Below are 20,184 nucleotides of genomic sequence, written 5' to 3'. Positions count from 1 at the left end.
TGGACAGTGTCGTGACCAGCTCAGACTTCAAGGCGGAGACGATCGTGGACGCCGTGCGGCACGTGGTGGGAACGCCGAACGGCGTCCTCGGCCTGCACGAACCGGTGTTCGCCGGAAACGAGATTGCCTACCTCGAAGAGTGCATCAAGAGCACCTTCGTTTCCTCGGTCGGCCCCTTTGTCGATCGGTTCGAGCGCATGCTGGAGGAGCTCACCGGCGCCAAACGTGCGGTCGCCGTCGTCAATGGCACGGCCGCCTTGCATGCCTGCTTCAGACTCGCCGGCGTCGAGCCCGACGACGAGGTCATCTCGCCAGCGCTGACCTTCATCGCGACGACGAACGCGATCGCTTATTGCGGCGCAAGGCCGCATTTCGTCGACAGCTCGCTTGCCACGCTCGGCATGGATCCCAACGCCCTCGCGGTGCGCCTTGGGGCGATTGCGGAGCGGACCGCAAGAGGCACGATCAATCGCGAGACCGGACGCCGCATCGCGGCGATCTCGCCGATGCACACGTTCGGGCATCCCGTTGCACTCGACGAGATCGCAGCCATCGCGCACGACTGGGGCATTGCGCTGGTGGAGGATGCCGCGGAATCGCTCGGCTCGACCTACAAGGGTCACGCCGTCGGATCGCGGGCACGGCTCGCGGCGCTGAGCTTCAACGGCAACAAGATCGTCACCACAGGCGGCGGTGGTGCCATCCTCACCAATGACGAGGAATTGGGACGACGCGCGAAGCATCTCACCACGACCGCGAAGCTGCCGCACAAATGGGCCTTCGTGCACGACGAGATCGGCTTCAACTACCGCCTGCCCAATCTGAACGCCGCGCTCGGCTGCGCGCAGCTCGAGCAGCTCGAAGGCTTCCTGGCGAGCAAGCGCCGGCTGGCGGCTGCCTATGAACGTGCGTTCGCGCATGTCCCGGGGGTACGCTTCTCGCGGGAGCCGAAGGACACCACGAGCAACTACTGGCTGAATGCGATCCTGCTCGACGAGGCGCATGCCGAGCGGCGCGACGACGTGCTCACGGCGCTGAACGAAGCGGGCTTCGGCGCGCGCCCGGCCTGGACCCTGATGCACAGGCTGCCGATGTTCGCGCAAAGCCCCCGCGGCGATCTTTCCGTCGCAGAATCCATCGAACGCCGGCTGATCAACCTGCCCAGCAGCGCAAGCATCAGGCCTCGCGATGAGTAGTGGCGGACGAAAAATCTGCTTCGTCACCGGGAGCCGGGCCGATTTCGGGCTGCTGGTCTGGCCGATGCGCGCCATCCGTCAGACGCCAGGCCTAACGCTTCAGCTCATCGCCACCGGCATGCATCTCGCGCCGGAATTCGGCTACACCTTCAATGTCATCCACGAGGAGGGGTTTGAGGTCGACGAGCGCATCGAGACGCTGCTGAGCAGCGACAGCGGCGCCGGCGTCGCCAAATCGGTCGGACTCGGCGTGATCGGCTTTGCCGACGCCTTCACGCGGTTGCAACCAGATCTCGTGGTCGTGCTCGGCGACCGCTTTGAGATGTTCGCGGCCGCGCAGGCCGCAATGTTCATGCGACTGCCGATGGCGCATCTGTTCGGCGGAGACGTCACCGAAGGCGCCGTCGACGAATCCACGCGCCACGCCATCAGCAAGATGTCGCATCTCCATTTCACCAGCAATCAGGGTTCGACCCGGCGGTTGATGCAACTTGGCGAGCACCCGTCCCGTATCCATACCATCGGCTCGGTCGGCATCGACGCCATCAAGCATCTCGATCCGATGAACCGCGACGACATAGGCGACGCGATCGGAATGCCGCTCGGCGAACGCAATGCACTCATCACGTTTCACCCCGTCACGGTCGAAGCCGGGCGGTCGGTGGCCGAGCTGGACGAGTTGTTTGCTGCGTTGTCGACACTCGATCCCGCTTTCCGTCTTATCTTCACGCTCGCCAATGCCGATGCCGAAGGCCGCGCGCTGAACGAGCGGACCAAGGCCTTCGCGTCGGGCCGACCGAACACGATCGCGGTCGCCTCGCTCGGACAGCTCCGCTACCTCAGTCTGATGAGCCAAGTAGACCTGGTGATCGGCAACTCCTCGAGTGGCGTGCTCGAAGCACCTTCCTTCGGCGTTCCCACGGTGGATATCGGCGACCGTCAGAAGGGGCGTGAGCGCGCGGCCTCGGTGTTTCACGCCGCGCCCGAACGTGGCGCAATTGCCGCCGCCATCGCGGCGGGGCTCCAGCGTGGCCGCGAAGACACCGTCAACCCCTACGGCGACGGCAAATCCAGCCGGCGATTTGCCGACATTGTCGCTAAAATCCCCGATTTCAGGCGGCTTCTGGCCAAGGGCTTCTACGAACTTCCCGCAAGCGGAGCGCGGCCATGACGACGCACACGCTGATCATCGCGGAAGCCGGCGTCAATCACGACGGCAGCCTGGAAAAGGCGCTGGCCCTGGTCGATGCGGCAGCCGATGCCGGTGCCGACATCGTCAAGTTCCAGACGTTCAATGCGAAGGCATTGGCGGGCGGCGCGGCGAAGAAGGCCGACTATCAGCAGCGCACCACCGATGCCGGCGAGAGCCAGCTGGCCATGCTGAAGCGTCTCGAGCTGCCGCAGGCTGCGCATGATACGCTGATCGCGCGCGCCAAGGAGCGCGGCATCGAATTCCTGTCGACGCCGTTCGATGATGCGTCGCTCGGCTTCCTCTTGTCCCTGAAACTGCCGCGGGTCAAGATCGGTTCGGGCGATCTCACCAATGCGCCGCTGCTCCATGCAGCGGCGAGGGCCGGCGCCATGCTGATCCTGTCGACCGGCATGGCAACGCTCAGTGAGGTCGAGGAAGCGCTGGGCGTATTGGCCCATGGCTATGCGCAGCGCAAGGATCCCGCAGGCGTCGCCTCATTCCGCGCAGCATGGCGCGATCCGGCGGCGCGCGCCGCGCTGGCGCGGCACGTCAGCCTGCTCCATTGCACGACCGAATATCCCTGCCCCATCGCCGATGTGAACCTCGCCGCGATGGCGACGATGCGATCGGCGTTCCAGCTTCCGGTCGGCTATTCCGATCACACCGATGGGTTCGAGATTTCGATCGCCGCAGTCGCGCTCGGCGCGGCCATCATCGAGAAGCACCTGACGCTGGATCGCGATGCGCCCGGCCCCGACCACGCAGCCTCACTCGAGCCGGACGATTTCAAGCGCATGGTCAGCGCCATCCGCAATGTCGAGGCCGCGCTCGGCGACGGCGTGAAGACGCCAAAGGAATCCGAGATCAGGAACGTCCCGGTAGCGCGCAAGAGCATCGTGGCGGCGCGCGCGCTGAGGGCCGGCGAGATCATCGGACCGGCCGACATCACGGCCAAGCGGCCGGGCACCGGACGGCCGCCTATCGATTATTGGTCCTTGATCGGAACAGCGGCGCCGCGGGCGCTCGAACCGGACGATCTGGTTTAACGACGAGGCTTTGCAGGAATCCCGCGCAGTACGGAGCCGGGCGGCCATGAAGCCGTGACGACAGAACCCATCGCCACCAGCGTATCATTGCCGAGAGAAATGTGATCGCGGACACGGCTGCCGAGCCCCACAAAGCTGTTGTCGCCGATCTCTGCCCCGCCGCCGATTACGGTTCCGGGAGACAGATGCGTGCAGTGCCCGACTCGCACGTCGTGCTCGACGATCGCGCCGGAATTGATGATGCAGTGATGGCCGATCATGCTGCGCGCATTGACGATCGCACCCGGCATGATGACGCTGCCTGCACCGATCGTTGCCGACGGCGAGACGGACGCACGCGGATGAATTACCGACGCCCAGCGCTTGAGCTGCAGCCGGCCGACCATCTGCCGGCGCGCAGGCCCCGCCTGCATCGTTCCTATCCCGACCACGAAGGCAGCATCCGGATAGTTCGACGCATCGTCGTCGGTTCCGAGATAGCGCGCATCGCCCAATGTTCCCGGCTGGCGATCTAGAAAACCCATGACGTTGAACTGGCCCGACAGGAGAGCGGCCTCGTAGACCATGAAGGCATGCTCACCGCCACCGATGATGATCAGATCGTCCATCGCGATTCCCCTGCACCGATCAACCTTAGCGACCGGGCTGCGGCACTTCAAACCGCCCGGCCTGACCAGAAAAACACTAGGATTAACAAGGTCCGCGCCGGGGCCCCTGGCGGGGTTGACGCCGCCTCTCGCAGCCGCGATATAGCAGGCTCAGCCGTGGGCCGCCCCCAATATCTTGCGTATACGAGGCAGATTGCCATGAAATCCTGGCGCAAAGCCGTCGTCGGTACCCAGGCGACCGTGGGCGAGGCCATCGCCGCGATCGAGAGCGGAAGCATCCAGATTGCGCTGGTGCTCGACGACCAGAACCGTCTGCTCGGCGTGGTCACCGACGGCGACGTCAGGCGCGGGCTGCTGCGCGGCATTCCCCTCACCGGACTTGCGACCGAGATCATGAACCGGGCACCGGTGTCGGCCCCTGCGACGTTGCCGCGCGAGGATCGCCTGCAGCTGATGCGGCAGAGGTCGATCAAGCAGCTGCCGCTTGTCGACGGGGGCGGCCATCTGGTCGTGGTCGAGACGCTCGATGAGCTGCTCGAACCGCGTCATTATCCGAACCCTGTGTTGATCATGGCCGGCGGGCTCGGTGAGCGTCTGGGCGCGCTGACGCGCGATGTGCCGAAGCCGATGCTCAATGTCGGCGGCCGACCACTGCTCGAGACGATCGTCCGTAACGTTGTGCAGCAGGGTTTTGCGAACATCTTCATTTCGGTCAACTACAAGGCCGAGACGATCAAAGACTACTTTGCCGATGGCGCCGCCTTCGGTGCCAACATCCAATACGTGCACGAGACCGAGCGACTCGGTACCGCCGGTGCGCTCGGACTGTTTTCGACTCCGCCGGATCTGCCGATGATCGTCACCAACGGCGACATCCTCACCACAATCAACTACGGAGCGCTTCTCGACTTCCACAACGGAACGCCGGCGGAAGCGACGATGGCCGTTCGTGAGCACAAGGTGCACGTCCCCTATGGCGTGGTTTCCACGTCAGAGGGCTTTCTCCAGACCATTCGCGAGAAGCCGACCGAGAGCTGGTTCGTCAGTGCCGGCATATATGTGATTGGAAGCTCCGTCTTCCGCCATGTCGCCCCAGGGGTCAGCATCGATATGCCGACCGTGTTGGAGCGCGTGATCGCCGATAAGGGACGCGTCGCCGTCTTTCCCATTCGCGAGTACTGGCTCGACATCGGCCGCCTGGAGGATTTCGAGCAGGCGCATGCCGAGTTTCACGAGGTCTTTCCGTGACCTCTACAACCGCCGTCGTGGTTGGCCTCGGCTCGATCGGCGCAAGGCATGCGCGGGTCCTGCACGAGCTCGGCCTTCGAGTCGCGACAGTCAGCCGGCGCGAAGGCGGCGACTACGGATCGATCGCGCAGGCCGTCGCGGCGGCGCATCCGGACTACGTGGTGATCGCTACCGAAACTGCACGCCATGCGGACAATCTGCAAGAGCTTGCGCAGACCGGGTTCCATGGCAGAGTCCTCGTCGAAAAGCCGCTGTTCGCAACACCGGCACCGGCCCCGAAATATCCCTTTGCCCATGTCAGCGTCGGATACAATCTGCGCTTTCACCCTGTGATGACGGCGCTGGCGGAAAGATTGCGCGGGCGCGACGTGATCACGGTCGGCGCCTATGTCGGCCAGGACATCAGGGACTGGCGGCCGGGCCGCGATCACCGCGCGACTGCATCCGCCACGGCCGATGCCGGCGGCGGCGTGCTGCGCGATCTCAGCCATGAGCTGGACTATCTTTTGTGGCTGTTCGGGCCATGGCATCGCGTCGCAGCGCTCGGCGGGGCCTCCGGAGCTCGCGACGTCGACGTCGACGACCACCTCGACCTGTTGCTGGATATGCAGCGGGCGCCATCGGTCCACGTCCATATGGACTATCTCGATCGCCAGGGCATCCGCCGCATTCGCGTCAATGTCGACGACGACACCATCGAGGCCGATCTCGTCGGCAGCCGTCTCACGGTCAACGGCAGGGCAACAGAGATCCCCAGCGAGCGCGACCAGAGCTATCGCGATATGCATGTCGCGGCGATGCGTGGCGCGAGCCCGGTCTGCTCGCTGCCCGAGGCGCTCGGTGTCGTGCATCTGATCGACGCCAGCGAGCGCGCGCTGCGCACCAAGACCTGGGTATCGCCATGAGTCTCGTCTGCACCATCTGCGCGCGCGGCGGCTCTAAAGGCGTCGTCGGCAAGAACGCGCGAGACCTCCTGGGCAGGCCAGTGCTCGCGTGGAGCATCGCGCAGGCGCGCGAGACCGGCCTGTTCGATGCGATCGCCTTCAGCAGCGATTCGGACGGCCTGCTCGACGCCGCGCTGAAGGCGGGCGCCGACATCGCGGTCAGGCGTCCCGACGAGATGGCGACCGATACCGCGCCAAAGCTGCCGGCGATCCGCCATTGTCTCGAGCAGGCGATCGCGCAAATAGGCACGACGCCGGAGATCTTCGTCGATCTCGACGTCACGTCGCCGCTCAGGCTGCCCTCAGACATCGCGGGTGCAGTGGCACTGCTGCGCGAGAGCGGCGCCCGCAACGTCATTACCGGGGCGCCGGCGCGGCGCTCGCCCTATTTCAACCTTGTCGAACAGCGCACCGACGGCAGCGTCGGCCTCTCCAAATCGGCCGATCCCCCGGTTACGCGACGGCAGGATGCGCCTCGCTGCTTCGACATGAACGCGTCGATCTATGTCTGGCGCGTCGCGTCCTTTCTGGAGCAGCCCGCAGTGTTCTACCCGGACACGCGCCTGTTCGAAATGCCGGAAGAGCGCTCGATCGACATCGATTCCGATCTCGATTTTGCGCTGGTGGAACTGTTACTGCGCCAACGACTGCCGGCCTGAGGAGGCTCAAGCGATGACCACGAGCTTCAAGGCTCTGTTCGATCTGACCGGGCGCACTGCCGTCGTCACCGGCGGGTGCGGTATCCTGGGGCGCCGCTTTGCCGATGGCCTTGCCGAGTTCGGCGCCAACGTTGCGATCGTCGATCTCGATCAGGCCGCAACCGATGCCGCGGCAGCCGACGTCGCCTCACGCCATGCCGTGCGCGCCGGGGGCTACGGCTGCGACATCACCAACCCTGACGCGGTGCGCAACACGGCCGATGCGATCGAGGCCGACCTCGGACCGGTCTCGATTCTGCTCAACAACGCGGCCAGCAAGACCCGCGACGTGGACGCCTTTTTCGCGCCAGTCGAGGAATTCTCGCAGGTGACCTGGCGCGAGATCATGGCTGTCAATCTCGACGGCATGTTCACCGTCGCGCAGGTGTTCGGCGGCCGAATGGCCGAGCGCGGCTACGGCTCCATCGTGCAGACCGCATCGATCTACGGCCTGATGGCCCCCGACCAGCGCATCTACGAAGGCTCCGAATATCTCGGCCGCGCCATCAACACGCCCGCGGTCTACACGGCGTCCAAAGCCGGCGTTATCGGCCTGACCAAGCACCTGGCGACCTACTGGGCAGCGAAGGGCGTTCGCGTCAACACGCTGACCCCGGGCGGAGTCGAGAGCGGACAGAATGAGACCTTCAAGGCGCGCTATGGTGCCCGTATCCCGCTTGGTCGCATGGCCCGCGCCGACGAGATGGTTGGGACGATGCTGTTCCTGGTGTCTGACGCGGCGTCCTACGTCACCGGCCAGAACATCGCCGTCGATGGCGGCCTGAGCGCGTGGTGAGCCGGGCCATGCCATGCTGAAGCGCCTTGTCCAGAACACCGTGGTGTCGGCGATCGTCTTCGGACTTGTCGCCGTCCTCGGCGTCATCGTCATCCCGATCATCATTCGCACCTGGGGCGTCGCCGAGTTCGGATTGATCGTTCTGACGCGCCTCTTCCTACCGTCCGGGCTGATCGGGGTCATCGATTTTGGCCTGGCGGAAGTGACCACGCAGGTGGTGGCGCGCGCCAGGGAGCACCGCGATTGGCGGCTGGCCGGCGGTCAGCTCCTGTTGCTGACGGTGGTCTCGCTGCTGCTGGCCATCGTGCTCAGCGCTGCGATGTGGCTGACGGTGCCGTTGATCGTTGCTCAGTTCAAGGTCGAGCCGGCTCACGCCGCGAGCTTCACCAACATGCTGCTCGCGACGGCGGCGAGCAACCTCGTGCTGTTTCCGGCGCTGGTGTGGGAAGGCGTCGTCAAGGGCTTCGAACGTTACGGGCTGCTGCGGCTCTGCGAATTCTTGACAACCCTGCTCTACGTGGGCGCCACCATCCACGCTGCGCGATCCGGGCAACCCTACGAGGTGGTGACTTACTATTTCCTCGGCAGCGGCTTGTTGCGCGCGCTGATCCTGCTCGGCGCCTCGATCGCCGCGCTCAGTCGCACGCGGATCAGGCTGTCGGTACCTGTCGCGGCGGTCAGCCGCGAGGTGATGACGCGCTGCATCCTTGTGATGCAGGGCAAGTTGATCGGCGGCATCATTGCGCCGATCCAGCCGTTCCTGATCGGCATCTATATCGGTCCGCAGAGCGTCGGCATCTATGATACGCTGGTCAGAATTCCGCGGCTCGCCAAAGTGGTCGCGAGCCTGCTCATCTCGGCGATGCTCCCGGTGGTCAGCCGGCTTGATCAGCGCGACAACCACCGCCAGTTCAACCGGTTTGGTGAAACGGGCATCATGATGCTGCCGATCGTAACCGTGCCGCCCTTGGTCGCGGCCGCGGTGATGTCACCCGCGATCATGCATATCTGGATCGGACCGCAGATTGTTCCTTACGCCCACTGGATGGGCCTGATGTTCGTGGTCACGATGTGCTTTCAATATGTGATCTTCGGTAACACGCTGTTCATGACGCGCACGAAGGTTCAGGGGCGGCTGAACATGCTGATGATGATCCATCTGGCGGTCTGGGCGGTTTTGACCCTTGCGGCCGTCAACGTCTTGTCCGAGCGGGCCTTCATTCTCGGACAGACCATTGGAACCGCAGCGATCGTACCATGGCAGCTCATGATCTTCGTCAAGGAACTCGCAATGGATGCGAAGCGCTTCTGGGTTGCCATCCTGATCCACTGGACGATCCTTGCGATCGCTGCGCTTCTGCTCGCCGCCATCCTCTATTTCGCGCCCGAGCCGGGGATCGTCACCCTGACGGGGCTGATGGGTGCGTTTTGCGCCGCCACATGGGCAGCACAATACTTCCTGGTCCTGAGCGAGGATCAACGCGGCCAGATTGGCTCTCTTGGACGGACCTATTTCGGCCGAAAGGGCGTCTCACCGGCCACACTTTAGGGTGGCAAAGGAGGGCGCCTTGAGGTTAAAGAGACTTGCTTTCCTGCGATCGGGCAACCCCACATGACGACCATCGATGCCGGCGTGAAAACACCGAAGAAGCAGAAGATCAACCAGTTTCGGCGCCTGTTGTGGCACATCAACCGGACGGATCTCGGCTGGGTCACCAAGGCGGCCCTGACAACTCTGCAACCGGGCGCACGGGCAAAGCGCGTCGCACTGCTCAATCAGCTTCCCTCGAAAGCGGAGTGGAGCGAGGCAAGCCGGAAGCTCGACCGGGACGGCTACGTCGACGTATCCACGCTGGTGGACCGCGGCCTTGCTGAAGCGGTCGCGGCAGTCGCGGACAACAAGGTGAGCCGGCTGAACGAGCTCTCCGACAAACAGCAGCTCGGTCACAAATCCTTCTGGGTGAGCCTCCTGGACGAGGATCTCGTCGACGGTGCTTTCGCGACCGACCATCCCTTCGTTCGCTATGCGCTGCAGCCGGCGGCGCTGCGCATCATTGGCGATTTCATGCGTGATCTGCCGCAACTCTCCGACGTACTGCTGACGCTGTCGCAGCCGACTCCGAACCAAGCGCTGAGCTATTCCCAGCTCTGGCATCTCGATCACGACGACAAGCGTGTCTGCAAGCTCTTCATCTACCTGACCGACGTCCGCGACACCGCCGACGGTCCGTTCACGTTCATTCCCGCCGGCCCCTCCAGGCCGTTCCGAAACACGCTGAAGAGCCACATGAACGATGCGACGGTGTTCGCCAAAACCGGGCCCGACGCGGTCAAGGAGATGGTTGCGCCGCGCCTGTCGTCCTTCATCGTCAATACGGCCCGCTGTCTGCACATGGGAAGCCGGATCCAGTCCGACCACAGCCGCCTGCTCTACACCGCGACATACATCCAGCAGCCGCGCATCTATCCCGAACCGCGCCCGCGCTTCCGGGCGAGCGGAGCCCTGACGGACGTCGAGCGCGCCGCGATGCGCCTGTGAGCCGCACCTGCCTGGAGCTCACATCTTGCGCATAGGCCTGGTGGTCGATCACCCCAAGCGTGACCTGCCGGGGGCAGTCATGCTCGGCTATCAATTGGCGCGGCGCGGCGTCTCCGTCGTGCTGGTGCCGATGTACGAGCAAGCTGTCGACGTTCCGAGGCTTGGGCTCGACGCGCTCGTCGTCAACTACGCGCGTCCCGTCAATCTCGATCTGATGCGCAGCTTTGCGCGGGCCGGGCTCGCATTGTACGTGCTCGATACCGAAGGCGGCGTGCTCGCGGAAAAGGGCGGGAACTCGCCCCGGGCAATGGCCGCCCACATCAAGGACAGCGGCTACGCCGACATCCTGGCGGGCTATTTCTTCTGGGGCAGCCGGCTGCACGAGGCCTTCCTCGCGGCCGGAACCATGAAGCCGGAGCAGCTTCACCTCACCGGATGCCCGCGCTTCGACTTTGCGGCGCCGCGCTGGCGCGCGCTGCTCGATGGCGAACCGCGCGACTACCTGCTGGTCAACGCCAATTTCCCATTGGTCAATTCACGCTTCACCGGCAAGCCGGGCGGCGAGCGCGAAGCGATGGTGCGGGCCGGCTGGGATGGGGCCTATGTCGATAGCTTCATCGCGGACCTGAAGCAGGTCTTCGCCAACTATCTCGCCGAGATCGACCGGCTCGCCGCGGCGCGGCCCGATCGCACCATTCTGGTGCGTCCGCATCCCTTCGAGAGCGAGGAGGTCTACCGCAACGCGCTTGCGCGCCACGCCAACGTCCTGATCGACGGCAGCGGCAGCGTACTCGACCGTATCCGCAATGCGGCCGCGGTCGTTCATCTCAACTGCGGCACGGCCGTCGAATCGGTCCTGCTCGGAAAGCTTCCGCTCCAGCTCGAATATCTGAACACGCCGATCACCGCCGGACATGCAGCGCTGCCCGCGCGCGTGAGCAGGCCGGTCGCCTCGTTCGAGGAGCTGCTTGGCGCGATCGACCGCATCGAGCGCGAGACCGAGACATTCGATTTCGCCCGGGTTCATGCCGCCGATATCGAGGCCTTCTTTCATCTCAACGACGGGCAAGCCGCCGAACGCGTCGCTGATGTCCTGACGCACGCTGGGGCGACGCGCCGGCCCTACGTGTCGTTGCTGGCGACCGTGAAGGGCACGCGCGACAAGCCGAGTGTCGGTCAGATCGTCAAAGGCGCTGCCAGCGCCGCGCTCGGATCGGCCGTGACGGAACGGCTGCGCAGCCGGTTCAACCCGGCCCGGCGTGACAAGCAGATCGGGCCGGTCTTCGTCAAAACCCTGCTGCAGCGTATCGCAACTCATGACCGTGCGAGCCCGGCGCAATTCACCGCAAGACGCGCGCACTGCGCGACGACAGGCCTGCCGCTCGCGAGCATCGCCATCGAACCCGCCCGATAGAGTCATGACCACATCCGCAAAGACCATTCTCATCACCACGCTTGCCGAATACCAGACCCGGTTCTGGATTCCGGTCGCGCAGCGGCTGCGTGCGGCAGGCAACGACGTCGAATTGCTCGCCTTTGACGATCGCAGCGCCGAGATGTCGGCGGCAGAAGGCGTGCCGGTCACGAACATGTATCGCGACGGCCTCAAGACCGGTCCGTCGCCCGACGATCGCCGCGCGTTCGACGCGCGCGTCGTCGCCTACGGACTCGACGGGACCAATTTCCTGTTCAGCCATGAGCGGTTCACGTTCGGCATCCGCGACACCGCCGCGCTTCGCCGGCGGTTCATGATCTATGCCAACGCGATGGAGGCGTTGCTCGACCGCCTGGACACGCAGGGCAAGCGCGTCGAGCTGGTTCAGGAGCTCGGGGGCTTCCTCTCCGTCATCGCGAGCTTCTACGCCGCCAGGCGTCGCAACATCCGCAACTGGTTCATCGAGCCATCGTTCTTTCGTGGCCGGATGTATTTCACGCCCGACAGTCTCGCCGCGCCCGACGTGATGCCGACACCGGCGGATACGGTGTCGGCAGAGGTACGCGCCTATCTCGACGACACGCTGAAGCAGCGGGCGATCGTCATCCCCAAAAAAGACCAGCATCATTATTCGGCGGCTTTCAAGAAGGTCGTGAACCTGCGCAACGCCCGCCGCCTCTCCGAAAAGCTGTGGGACCAGTTCGCGCTCGGTAAGCATCAGGAGTTCGGACACAATCTGCGTCACGCCCGCGTGCACGCGGCGATGGCGCTCAACGCGACGCGGCTGCGCAAGCTCTACAAGCCGATCCCCGGGGCGCCCTTCGTCTACTATCCATTCCACGTTCCGGCCGACATGGCGCTGACGCTGCGCTCGCCCGCCTATCTCGACCAGGTCGCGACCGTCGATTTCCTGCTGCGGACGATTCCGGACTCGCATGTGCTGGTGGTGAAGGAACACCCCGCCCAGATCGGCGCGATCTCGGCCGATCGCCTGTTCGAGCTGGCGCGCCGCTTCGACAATTTCGTGCTGCTGCCGCCACAGACCAACAATTACACAGTGCTCAACCGCGCCGATGCGGTCATCTCCGTCAACAGCAAATCGGGCGCCGAGGCCTTGCTGCTCGGCAAGCCGGTCGTGGTGATGGGCGATGCGTTCTATCGCTCCTGCCCGCTGGTCTACGCGGTCGACCGACTGGCGGACGTGCCCGCGCGGCTGCGCGAGGCGCTCTCCTCCGGTCCATTCGATCCAGCCAAGGGCGCACCCTATTTCGAATCGGCCTGGCGCAAGTCTTATCCGGGCGAACTCTATATCAGCGATCCCAAGCTGCTCGACACGTTCGCGGCCTCCTTGTGCGCCGCGATCGCCGAGCCCGCTCGCGCGCATTGAACGGACCCGTCATGCCGCTCGTCTCGATCATCACCCCATCCTGGAACGTCGAAGGTCTGATCGAGGAGACCATCCGCTCGGTGCAGAGCCAGAGCTTCTCCGATTGGGAGCTCCTGATCGCCGACGACTGCTCGACCGACAGGACACCGCAGATCATCGCTGACATCGGCGAGCGCGATCCCCGCGTCAAGCTGATCCGGCAGGCGAAGAACGGCGGGCCGGCGCTGGCGCGCCAGGCCGCGATCGACCGGGCGCAGGGCCGCTATCTCGCCTTCCTCGACAGCGACGATCTGTGGCTGCCCGAAAAGCTGGAGCGGCAGCTCGCCTTCGCGAAGGCGAAGCAGGCCGCGCTGAGCTACACCGCCTTCCGCCGCATCAACGAGACCAGCACGGTCACCGGACGGCTGATCGAGGTGCCGGCCTCGCTGACCTACGACCAGCTCCTGAGGAACACCGCGATCGCGACGCTGACCGCGATGGTCGATCGTGAGATCTCAGGCCCCATCGCGATGAAGAACGAGGGTTACGACGATTTCTGCCTGTGGCTCTCGATCCTCAAGCGCGGCCATACCGCATACGGCCTCAACGAAGATCTTGCTCGTTACCGCGTCAGGGGGTCCTCAGTGTCGAGCCGACCGATGCGCTCGGCCAAATGGGTCTGGCAGGTCTACCGCAATGTCGAGCACCTCTCCCTGGTCCGATCGGCCTGGTGCTTCGGCCATTGGGGCGCGCGGGCCTGGTTGAAGCGGCGGGAATTCTAGGCTGATCGCGGCCCCCCGGCGCGCCCACCGTGTAAAAAGCGCGAAAACAACCCTATGCACAGTAGAGGTGTTTCGATACCTCGATCCAAGGCATTTGGCTATTGGCGAGTCCGGCCGTTGCCGATACCACTCAGCCGCTCCCTTGCGAACAATCTGGAACCGATCATGCCGTTTGAAAACTACAGGAACAGCCGCATCCTCGTGACCGGGGGAGCCGGGTTTATCGGATCGCACCTTTGCGAGCGACTGCTCGGTTCGGGAGCCGAGGTGGTGTCCGCGGACAATTATTTCACAGGCAGCCGGCGCAACATTTCGCATCTGATCGCAAATCCGCTGTTCGAGGCTGTCCGGCACGACGTCACCTTCCCGCTCTACATCGAGGTGGACGCGATCTTCAACCTGGCCTGCCCGGCCTCGCCGATCCACTACCAGCGCGATCCCGTGCAGACCACCAAGACCTCGGTGCACGGCGCCATCAACATGCTGGGGCTCGCCAAGCGACTCAAGGCGCGCATCTTTCAGGCCTCCACCAGCGAGGTCTATGGCGATCCGCTGATCCATCCGCAGACCGAGGATTACTGGGGCAACGTCAACCCCATCGGCATCCGCTCCTGCTACGACGAAGGCAAGCGCTGCGCCGAGACGTTGTTCTTCGACTATTGGCGTCAGCATGGCCTGCCGATCAAGGTCGCGCGCATCTTCAACACTTACGGCCCGCGCATGCAGCCCAACGACGGTCGCGTGGTGTCGTCCTTCATCGTCCAGGCGCTCAAGGGCGAGCCGATCACCGTGTTCGGCGACGGCGGTCAGACCCGCTCATTCTGCTATGTCGACGACCTCGTCGAGGCCATCATGCGGTTGATGGTGAGTGCAGAAGACGTCACCGGACCGATCAATCTCGGCAACAATTCCGAGTTCACCATCCGCGAGCTCGCCGAGAAGGTCATCAAGCTCACCGGCTCGCGCTCCCGGCTCGAGTTCAAGCCGCTGCCGCAGGATGACCCGCGTCAGCGCCAGCCCGACCTCGCCAAGGCGAAGGCTGTCCTGAACTGGGAGCCGAACGTCGCGCTCGAGGACGGGCTGAAGGAGACCATCGCCTACTTCAAGCACTCGCTCGAAATCGCCTGATCCGGCTCGCAACGTCTCTCGTCCGCAGCGAGCCTGTTCGCCATCAGCGAGCCGTCCGACATCATCAGCCATCTCCGATCGCGGCTGACTCGAAGGCCGCACTGGCGTCAGGCGAGCAGCAAACCGCTGCCGTGCAGATCGTGGAGAAGGTCAACGGGGCTGACGGGTACGGGAATATCCTGATTTACCACCGCCTCAGCGGGCATCGACGGCGCGGACGTGACCTCCGCGCCAACCCACCCGGGCATCGGATCTGGCGCCTCCGGCGGGCCGGACAGTGGCGCCTCATCGAACTTGAACACGAGAGCACTGTCACTGGGCGGCGCAGCGCCGACAGCGCCATCGCCGTTGAGATCCTGCTGGAGCGTCGGCTCCAGGGTTTTCAGAGACGGATCGGACCCGAGCACTTCGGAGGCCGCGGCGAGCGTGCTCAGGAAGTTGCCGTTGCTGTCCGTGCTCCACACCGAATAATGCTGGTTCGATGAACTCTTCCAGACGACATCGTAGCCGCCGCCCGCCACCTGCTCGGCGCCAATGACCGTCCACACGCCCCAATTCGCCGCGACCACCGCAGACCCTGCATATTTCAGGACAGGTCCGGTGCCGCTCGAGATGCTGTTCAGGTGGTAGTTGTCGCCGGACAGGACCACGCTGGTCGACCCGAACGTCTCGATCGTGGTGTCACTGACGGCCGGCACGCCAATCGTGCCATCGCCATTGAGATCCTGCTGGAGCGTCGGCTCCAGGGCTTTCAGAGACGGATCGGACCCGGGCACTTCGGACGCCGCGGCGAGCGTGGTCAGGAAGTTGCCGTTGCTGTCCGTGCTCCACACCGAATAATGCTGGTTCGATGAACTCTTCCAGACGACGTCGTAGCCGCCGCCCGACACCTGCTCGGCGCCAATGACCGTCCACACGCCCCAATTCGCCGCGACCACCGCAGACCCTGCATATTTCAGGACAGGTCCGGTGCCGCTCGAGATGCTGTTCAGGTGGTAGTTGTCGCCGGACAGGACCACGCTGGTCGACCCGAACGTCTCGATCGTGGTGTCACTGACGGCAGGCACGCCAATCGTGCCATCGCCGTTGAGGTCCTGCTGGAGCGTCGGCTCCAGCGCTTTCAGAGACGGATCGGACCCGAGCACTTCGGAGGCCGCGGCGAGCGTGGTCAGGAAGTTGCCGTTGCTGTCCGTGCTCCACACCGAATAATGCTGGTTCGATGAACTCTTCCAGACGACGTCGTAGCCGCCGCCCGACACCTGCTCGGCGCCAATGACCGTCCACACACCCCAATTCGCCGCGACCACCGCAGACCCCGCATATTTCAGGACAGGTCCGGTGCCGCTCGAGATGTTGTTCAGGTGGTAGTTGTCGCCGGACAGGACCACGCTGGTCGACCCGAACGTCTCGATCGTGGTGTCACTGACGGCAGGCACGCCAATCGTGCCATCGCCATTGAGATCCTGCTGGAGCGTCGGCTCCAGCGCTTTTAGAGACGGATCGGACCCAAGCACTTCGGGGGCCGCGGCGAGCGTGGTCAGGAAGTTGCCATTGCTGTCCGTGCTCCACACCGAATAGTGCTGGTTCGATGAACTCTTCCAGACCACGTCGTAGCCGCCGCCCGACACCTGCTCCGCGCCAATGACCGTCCACACACCCCACTTTGCCGCGATCACCGCAGATCCCGCATATTTCAGGACAGGTCCAGTGCCGGTCGAGATGCTGTCCAGGTGGTAGTTGCCGCCAGACAGAATCACGCTGGTCGCCCCGAACGTCTCGAGCACAGTCGTCGTCAGGCTGGCGCTACCGGCCGTGCCATCCGCGAACCGGAAATACTCGACCGCGGCAACGGTATCGGTGCCGTCGGGTGAGCCACCGCGCAGGTCGGTCAGGGTGAAGGTCTGTGCCGCCGTGTTGTACGAAATCGTATAATTGGCTTGGCCGCCCGAATACACCGCCGTGTCGGTGCCCGAACCGCCATTGATGGTATCGTTTCCCGCACCGCCGGTGATCGTATCGCTGCCGCCACCGCCGTTCAGCATGTTGGCGATGGCATTGCCAACAATCGTATCGTTGCCGGACCCGCCGATGGCGTTGTCGATGTAGGAACGCGCATCGCCATTGTAGAGATAGGCGTTGTAGACGTTGCCCGACGCGTAATGGCCATTGCCGAGATAGGCCAGCTGCACGGAGGAGAACACCGACGAGGCGCCGGGATTGAGATTGATGCTCAGGCCCGTCGTGTAGTTCGACAGGTCGTAGGTATCGACGCCGCCGCCATCCCAGACGGTCTCGTAGATGCGGTTGGCCGAGCCGCCGACGCCTCCGCCCGGTGCGAGCTGCCCGACCCCGTTGATGAACTCCTGCCCGGTGGTCGGATTCCAGGTGTAGACGGTGTTGCTGCTCTGGGTCGCGAAGTCCGCGCCGTACATGGTCTGGAGCGCGAGGATATCGTTGGCCATGTAGGTCTGCGGATACCCGTACGCTTCGTTGGTGTAGCCGCTCGTGGTCGAAGCGCCGACATAGCTGCGATAGCTCATGACGGTGTATTCGCTGTCGTCATGCGCGCTCGGCACCGCGACGTTGGCGGGGCCACCGGTCTCCTGGCTGTGTTTGAGACCCACGGCATGGCCGAGCTCGTGCAGCGCGGTGGTGAAGTAGTAATTGCCGAGCTTGGCCAGCGAGAAATCGTATTGGGTGCCGAACCAGATGTCGCCGCCGGACGCATAATTGCCGGGATAGTAGGCGTAGGCGGTCGGATTGGCCGCCGGCGACTGCGCGATCATGATATCGGCGCCGTTCGTGCCGGCATATTGGATGTCGGCGTTGGTGTAGCTGAGGATCAGTCCGATTGCGTAATTGATTGCGGCCTGTATCTGCGTGGGTGCCGAGGCAAAGCCCGAGGTGGTCGGCTCGCTGCTGCCACCGTAATAAGGATTGGAATAGTCGCTGGGTGCGTCGGGAAAACTATAGGTGATCGCGCCGGACCATTTATAGCCCGACAGCAGGCCGTCGATTTCGGCGTTATTGGTGGCACTGACGTAAACAGCGGTGGCCAATCGACTCTCCAGAGCAAAGCGTCGCAAATTCGCGGCGAAGGCACATGATTCTAGCTTGAGAGTTAAACGTTTGGTTTAATTTGGGCAGCGGCGTTCGTTCCATTTCATAAGGACTCGTCAGCCATCAAATTCCGTAGTCCTACGGACAGGAACAAGAGCTTGGTTCCCACGGCATCGTCATTTGCAGGCTTTCATGAGACGACGTTCATCCTCGGCCGGTCTGCTGGGAGCGCTGATGACGCTCGCCGGATTCGGTCACATCACCCTCGGAGGACTGCCCGTCATGGTGCAAAACGCCAACGCGGATGACAACGGCAAGGCGGCGCGCGCGCCCTCCATGCCAATGGCCCGCGATCCTGCCGTCGCGGTGGCAGAGGAATACGAAGCCGCCCGCCGGAAGGGAACGCGGGAAGCCTTCGAGCTCTTCATTGCGCGCCACGGCGACGATCCCTTGGCCGAGCAGGCGCGCGCGGAACTGAAGCGCCTGTCGCGCTGAGCCGTTGCGCAGCGCAGCAAAGCCGCGTCAGGCATGGCATTTCGGCAGGCAGCATCCGCATTGGACCAGGGTTGCCGCAAGGGCTTTCGGCACTATGGTAGCCCCGCAATCTGTCCCGGAGCCGCTCAAAATGCCCTTTCCGCATGCCTCGGAAGCCCTGTCGCGTTTCACCGTGCTCGACCTGACCCGCGTCCGTTCTGGGCCCACCTGCGTGCGGCAGCTCGCGGACTGGGGCGCCAATGTCGTCAAGATCGACGCACTCACCGAGGATGCCGGCGGTGAGCAGCCGGGCGGCCCCCGGCGGGGTTCCGACTTCCAGAATTTGCACCGCAACAAGCGGGCGATGACGCTGAACCTGAAGGACGAGCGCGGACTCGCCGTATTCAAGCGCCTGGCCGCCAAGGCCGACGTCGTGGTCGAGAACTTCCGTCCCGACGTGAAGAAGAAGCTCGGCATCGACTATGACAGCCTCGCCGCGATCAACCCGCGCATCGTCTATGGCAGCATCTCCGGCTTCGGCCAGGACGGCCCCTACCACAAGCGCCCCGGCTTCGATCAGATCGCGCAAGGCATGGGCGGGCTGATGTCGATCACCGGCGCGCCGGGCGGAGGCCCGATGCGGGTCGGCATTCCGGTCGCCGACCTCACCGCCGGCCTGTTCTGCGCCATGGGCATCCTCACCGCGCTGCTCGAACGCGAGGTCTCCGGCAAGGGCCAGTGGGTGCAGACCTCGCTGCTCCAGGCCCAGATCTTCATGCTCGACTTCCAGGCCGCGCGCTGGCTGATGGAGAAGGAGGTCGCCAGGCAGGCCGGCAACAACCACCCGACCAGCATCCCCACCGGCGTGTTCAGGACCTCCGACGGCTACATCAACATCGCGACCACCGGCGGGCGGATCTGGGAGCGTTGCGCGCAGGCGATCGGTGCGCCGGAGCTCTTTGGCCACCCCGACTACGCGACAGCCCCTGCCCGCTCCAAGAACCGTGATGCCCTCAACGCCGAGATCGAGAAGCGCACCGTGACGAAGTCGACCGAGACCTGGGTCCGCGAACTCAACGACGCCGGTGTGCCCTGCGGTCCCATCTACGCCATCGACCAGATGTTCGACGACGCGCAGGTGAAGCATCTCGGCATTGCGCAGGACGTGCCGAACGACGAGGGCCGCCATATCCGCCTGATCGGTCAGCCCGTGACGCTGTCGCGCACGCCGAGCAGGATGGTGGCGCGGCCGCCGGAATTCGGCGAGCAGACCGACGAGGTGCTGAAGGAGTTCGGTTTCGGCGCCGACGAGATCGCGGGGCTCAGGGACGCCAAGGTGGTGTGAGTATCGCTGACTTTGACACCATCAGCCCTTCGGCCGTTGAAGCACGAAGCCTCTCTGGTGCGCTCCCTCTCGCGCTTGCGGGACGGGGCTGGGAAGAGGATGCTTCCGCAATGGGACGATCCCCAAGCGGAGAAAGCCCTCACCCGGCGCGCGGGACGATGCTTCGCATCGCCCGGAACGTGCCGACCTCTCCCGCAAGCCGAGGGCTTTGCTTAATCGGGCGTGCGGGAGCAGTTCCCGATATGAGACTTTTTTGCGAGGCGTCGATCGGCGCGCGGCGTCGAACGATTGCGTTTTCGCGGCCGATCGAGGGCGTTGGGCTGCGGC

17 protein-coding genes are annotated in these 20,184 nt (G+C 64.3%); 15 read left to right on the top strand and 2 right to left on the bottom strand.

What is annotated here, in order from left to right:
• Window positions 1-11: 11 nt before the first annotated feature.
• From EHH60_RS32940 to neuB, 3 genes are read left to right on the top strand one after another with little or no spacing between them, the layout of a single operon-like run.
• The gene (locus EHH60_RS32940; protein WP_245454649.1) at window positions 12-1,196 is read left to right on the top strand and encodes a LegC family aminotransferase; all 1,185 of its coding nucleotides are present in this window, start codon (window positions 12-14) and stop codon (window positions 1,194-1,196) included.
• Window positions 1,189-2,367, top strand: a complete 1,179-nt coding sequence (gene neuC, locus EHH60_RS32935) for a UDP-N-acetylglucosamine 2-epimerase (RefSeq protein ID WP_124163455.1) — start codon at window positions 1,189-1,191, stop codon at window positions 2,365-2,367. The genes EHH60_RS32940 and neuC overlap by 8 nt, the downstream gene beginning before the upstream one ends.
• Entirely contained in the window at window positions 2,364-3,434 is a 1,071-nt protein-coding gene (gene neuB, locus EHH60_RS32930) for an N-acetylneuraminate synthase (protein WP_124163454.1), read from the top strand. Before neuC ends, neuB begins: the two co-directional genes overlap by 4 nt.
• On the opposite strand, the gene EHH60_RS32925 is transcribed toward neuB, so the two are convergent.
• Window positions 3,431-4,042 carry an acetyltransferase gene (locus tag EHH60_RS32925; RefSeq protein ID WP_124163453.1) on the bottom strand — a complete coding sequence of 204 codons (612 nt, stop codon included), beginning with the start codon at window positions 4,040-4,042 and terminating at the stop codon, window positions 3,431-3,433. The genes neuB and EHH60_RS32925 overlap by 4 nt on opposite strands.
• A 198-nt stretch (window positions 4,043-4,240) precedes the next feature.
• On the opposite strand from EHH60_RS32925, the gene EHH60_RS32920 reads away from it, so the two are divergent.
• From EHH60_RS32920 to EHH60_RS32875, 10 genes are all read left to right on the top strand, one after another.
• Entirely contained in the window at window positions 4,241-5,290 is a 1,050-nt protein-coding gene (locus tag EHH60_RS32920; RefSeq protein WP_199752333.1) for a nucleotidyltransferase family protein, read from the top strand.
• Window positions 5,287-6,195 carry a Gfo/Idh/MocA family protein gene (locus tag EHH60_RS32915; RefSeq protein ID WP_124163451.1) on the top strand — a complete coding sequence of 303 codons (909 nt, stop codon included), beginning with the start codon at window positions 5,287-5,289 and terminating at the stop codon, window positions 6,193-6,195. The genes EHH60_RS32920 and EHH60_RS32915 overlap by 4 nt, the downstream gene beginning before the upstream one ends.
• Window positions 6,192-6,893 (top strand): acylneuraminate cytidylyltransferase family protein, encoded by a 702-nt coding sequence (locus tag EHH60_RS32910; RefSeq protein WP_124163450.1) that lies wholly within the window; start codon window positions 6,192-6,194, stop codon window positions 6,891-6,893. Before EHH60_RS32915 ends, EHH60_RS32910 begins: the two co-directional genes overlap by 4 nt.
• A gap of 13 nt (window positions 6,894-6,906) precedes the next feature.
• Window positions 6,907-7,728, top strand: a complete 822-nt coding sequence (locus EHH60_RS32905) for an SDR family oxidoreductase (protein ID WP_124163449.1) — start codon at window positions 6,907-6,909, stop codon at window positions 7,726-7,728.
• A gap of 13 nt (window positions 7,729-7,741) precedes the next feature.
• Window positions 7,742-9,277, top strand: coding sequence for a lipopolysaccharide biosynthesis protein (locus EHH60_RS32900; RefSeq protein WP_199752331.1), 1,536 nt, complete (start codon window positions 7,742-7,744; stop codon window positions 9,275-9,277).
• A gap of 63 nt (window positions 9,278-9,340) precedes the next feature.
• Window positions 9,341-10,267 carry a hypothetical protein gene (locus EHH60_RS32895; RefSeq protein ID WP_124163448.1) on the top strand — a complete coding sequence of 309 codons (927 nt, stop codon included), beginning with the start codon at window positions 9,341-9,343 and terminating at the stop codon, window positions 10,265-10,267.
• Window positions 10,268-10,292: 25 nt separating this feature from the next.
• On the top strand, window positions 10,293-11,681 hold the full coding sequence (locus EHH60_RS32890) for a surface carbohydrate biosynthesis protein (protein WP_199752329.1): 1,389 nt from the start codon (window positions 10,293-10,295) through the stop codon (window positions 11,679-11,681).
• Between the two features lie 4 nt (window positions 11,682-11,685).
• The gene (locus EHH60_RS32885) at window positions 11,686-13,089 is read left to right on the top strand and encodes a capsular polysaccharide export protein, LipB/KpsS family (protein ID WP_124163447.1); all 1,404 of its coding nucleotides are present in this window, start codon (window positions 11,686-11,688) and stop codon (window positions 13,087-13,089) included.
• 11 nt (window positions 13,090-13,100) lie between these two features.
• Window positions 13,101-13,850 carry a glycosyltransferase family 2 protein gene (locus EHH60_RS32880; protein ID WP_124163446.1) on the top strand — a complete coding sequence of 250 codons (750 nt, stop codon included), beginning with the start codon at window positions 13,101-13,103 and terminating at the stop codon, window positions 13,848-13,850.
• 165 nt (window positions 13,851-14,015) lie between these two features.
• Window positions 14,016-14,978 carry a UDP-glucuronic acid decarboxylase family protein gene (locus tag EHH60_RS32875; protein WP_124163445.1) on the top strand — a complete coding sequence of 321 codons (963 nt, stop codon included), beginning with the start codon at window positions 14,016-14,018 and terminating at the stop codon, window positions 14,976-14,978.
• Between the two features lie 107 nt (window positions 14,979-15,085).
• Here EHH60_RS32875 and EHH60_RS37280 read toward each other — a convergent pair whose 3' ends face one another.
• Window positions 15,086-18,037, bottom strand: coding sequence for a M10 family metallopeptidase C-terminal domain-containing protein (locus EHH60_RS37280; RefSeq protein ID WP_158626799.1), 2,952 nt, complete (start codon window positions 18,035-18,037; stop codon window positions 15,086-15,088).
• Window positions 18,038-18,230: 193 nt separating this feature from the next.
• On the opposite strand from EHH60_RS37280, the gene EHH60_RS32865 reads away from it, so the two are divergent.
• Both EHH60_RS32865 and EHH60_RS32860 read left to right on the top strand, forming a co-directional pair.
• On the top strand, window positions 18,231-18,533 hold the full coding sequence (locus EHH60_RS32865; RefSeq protein ID WP_124163444.1) for a hypothetical protein: 303 nt from the start codon (window positions 18,231-18,233) through the stop codon (window positions 18,531-18,533).
• Between the two features lie 130 nt (window positions 18,534-18,663).
• On the top strand, window positions 18,664-19,857 hold the full coding sequence (locus EHH60_RS32860) for a CaiB/BaiF CoA transferase family protein (protein WP_199752328.1): 1,194 nt from the start codon (window positions 18,664-18,666) through the stop codon (window positions 19,855-19,857).
• The last annotated feature ends 327 nt before the right edge of the window (window positions 19,858-20,184 follow it).

Origin of the sequence: Bradyrhizobium sp. RP6 (assembly GCF_003837805.1) — a bacterium.
Taxonomy (GTDB): domain Bacteria; phylum Pseudomonadota; class Alphaproteobacteria; order Rhizobiales; family Xanthobacteraceae; genus Bradyrhizobium.
The sequence above is the reverse complement of the archived record's forward strand: the minus strand, read 5'-3'. Positions and strand labels throughout refer to the sequence as shown.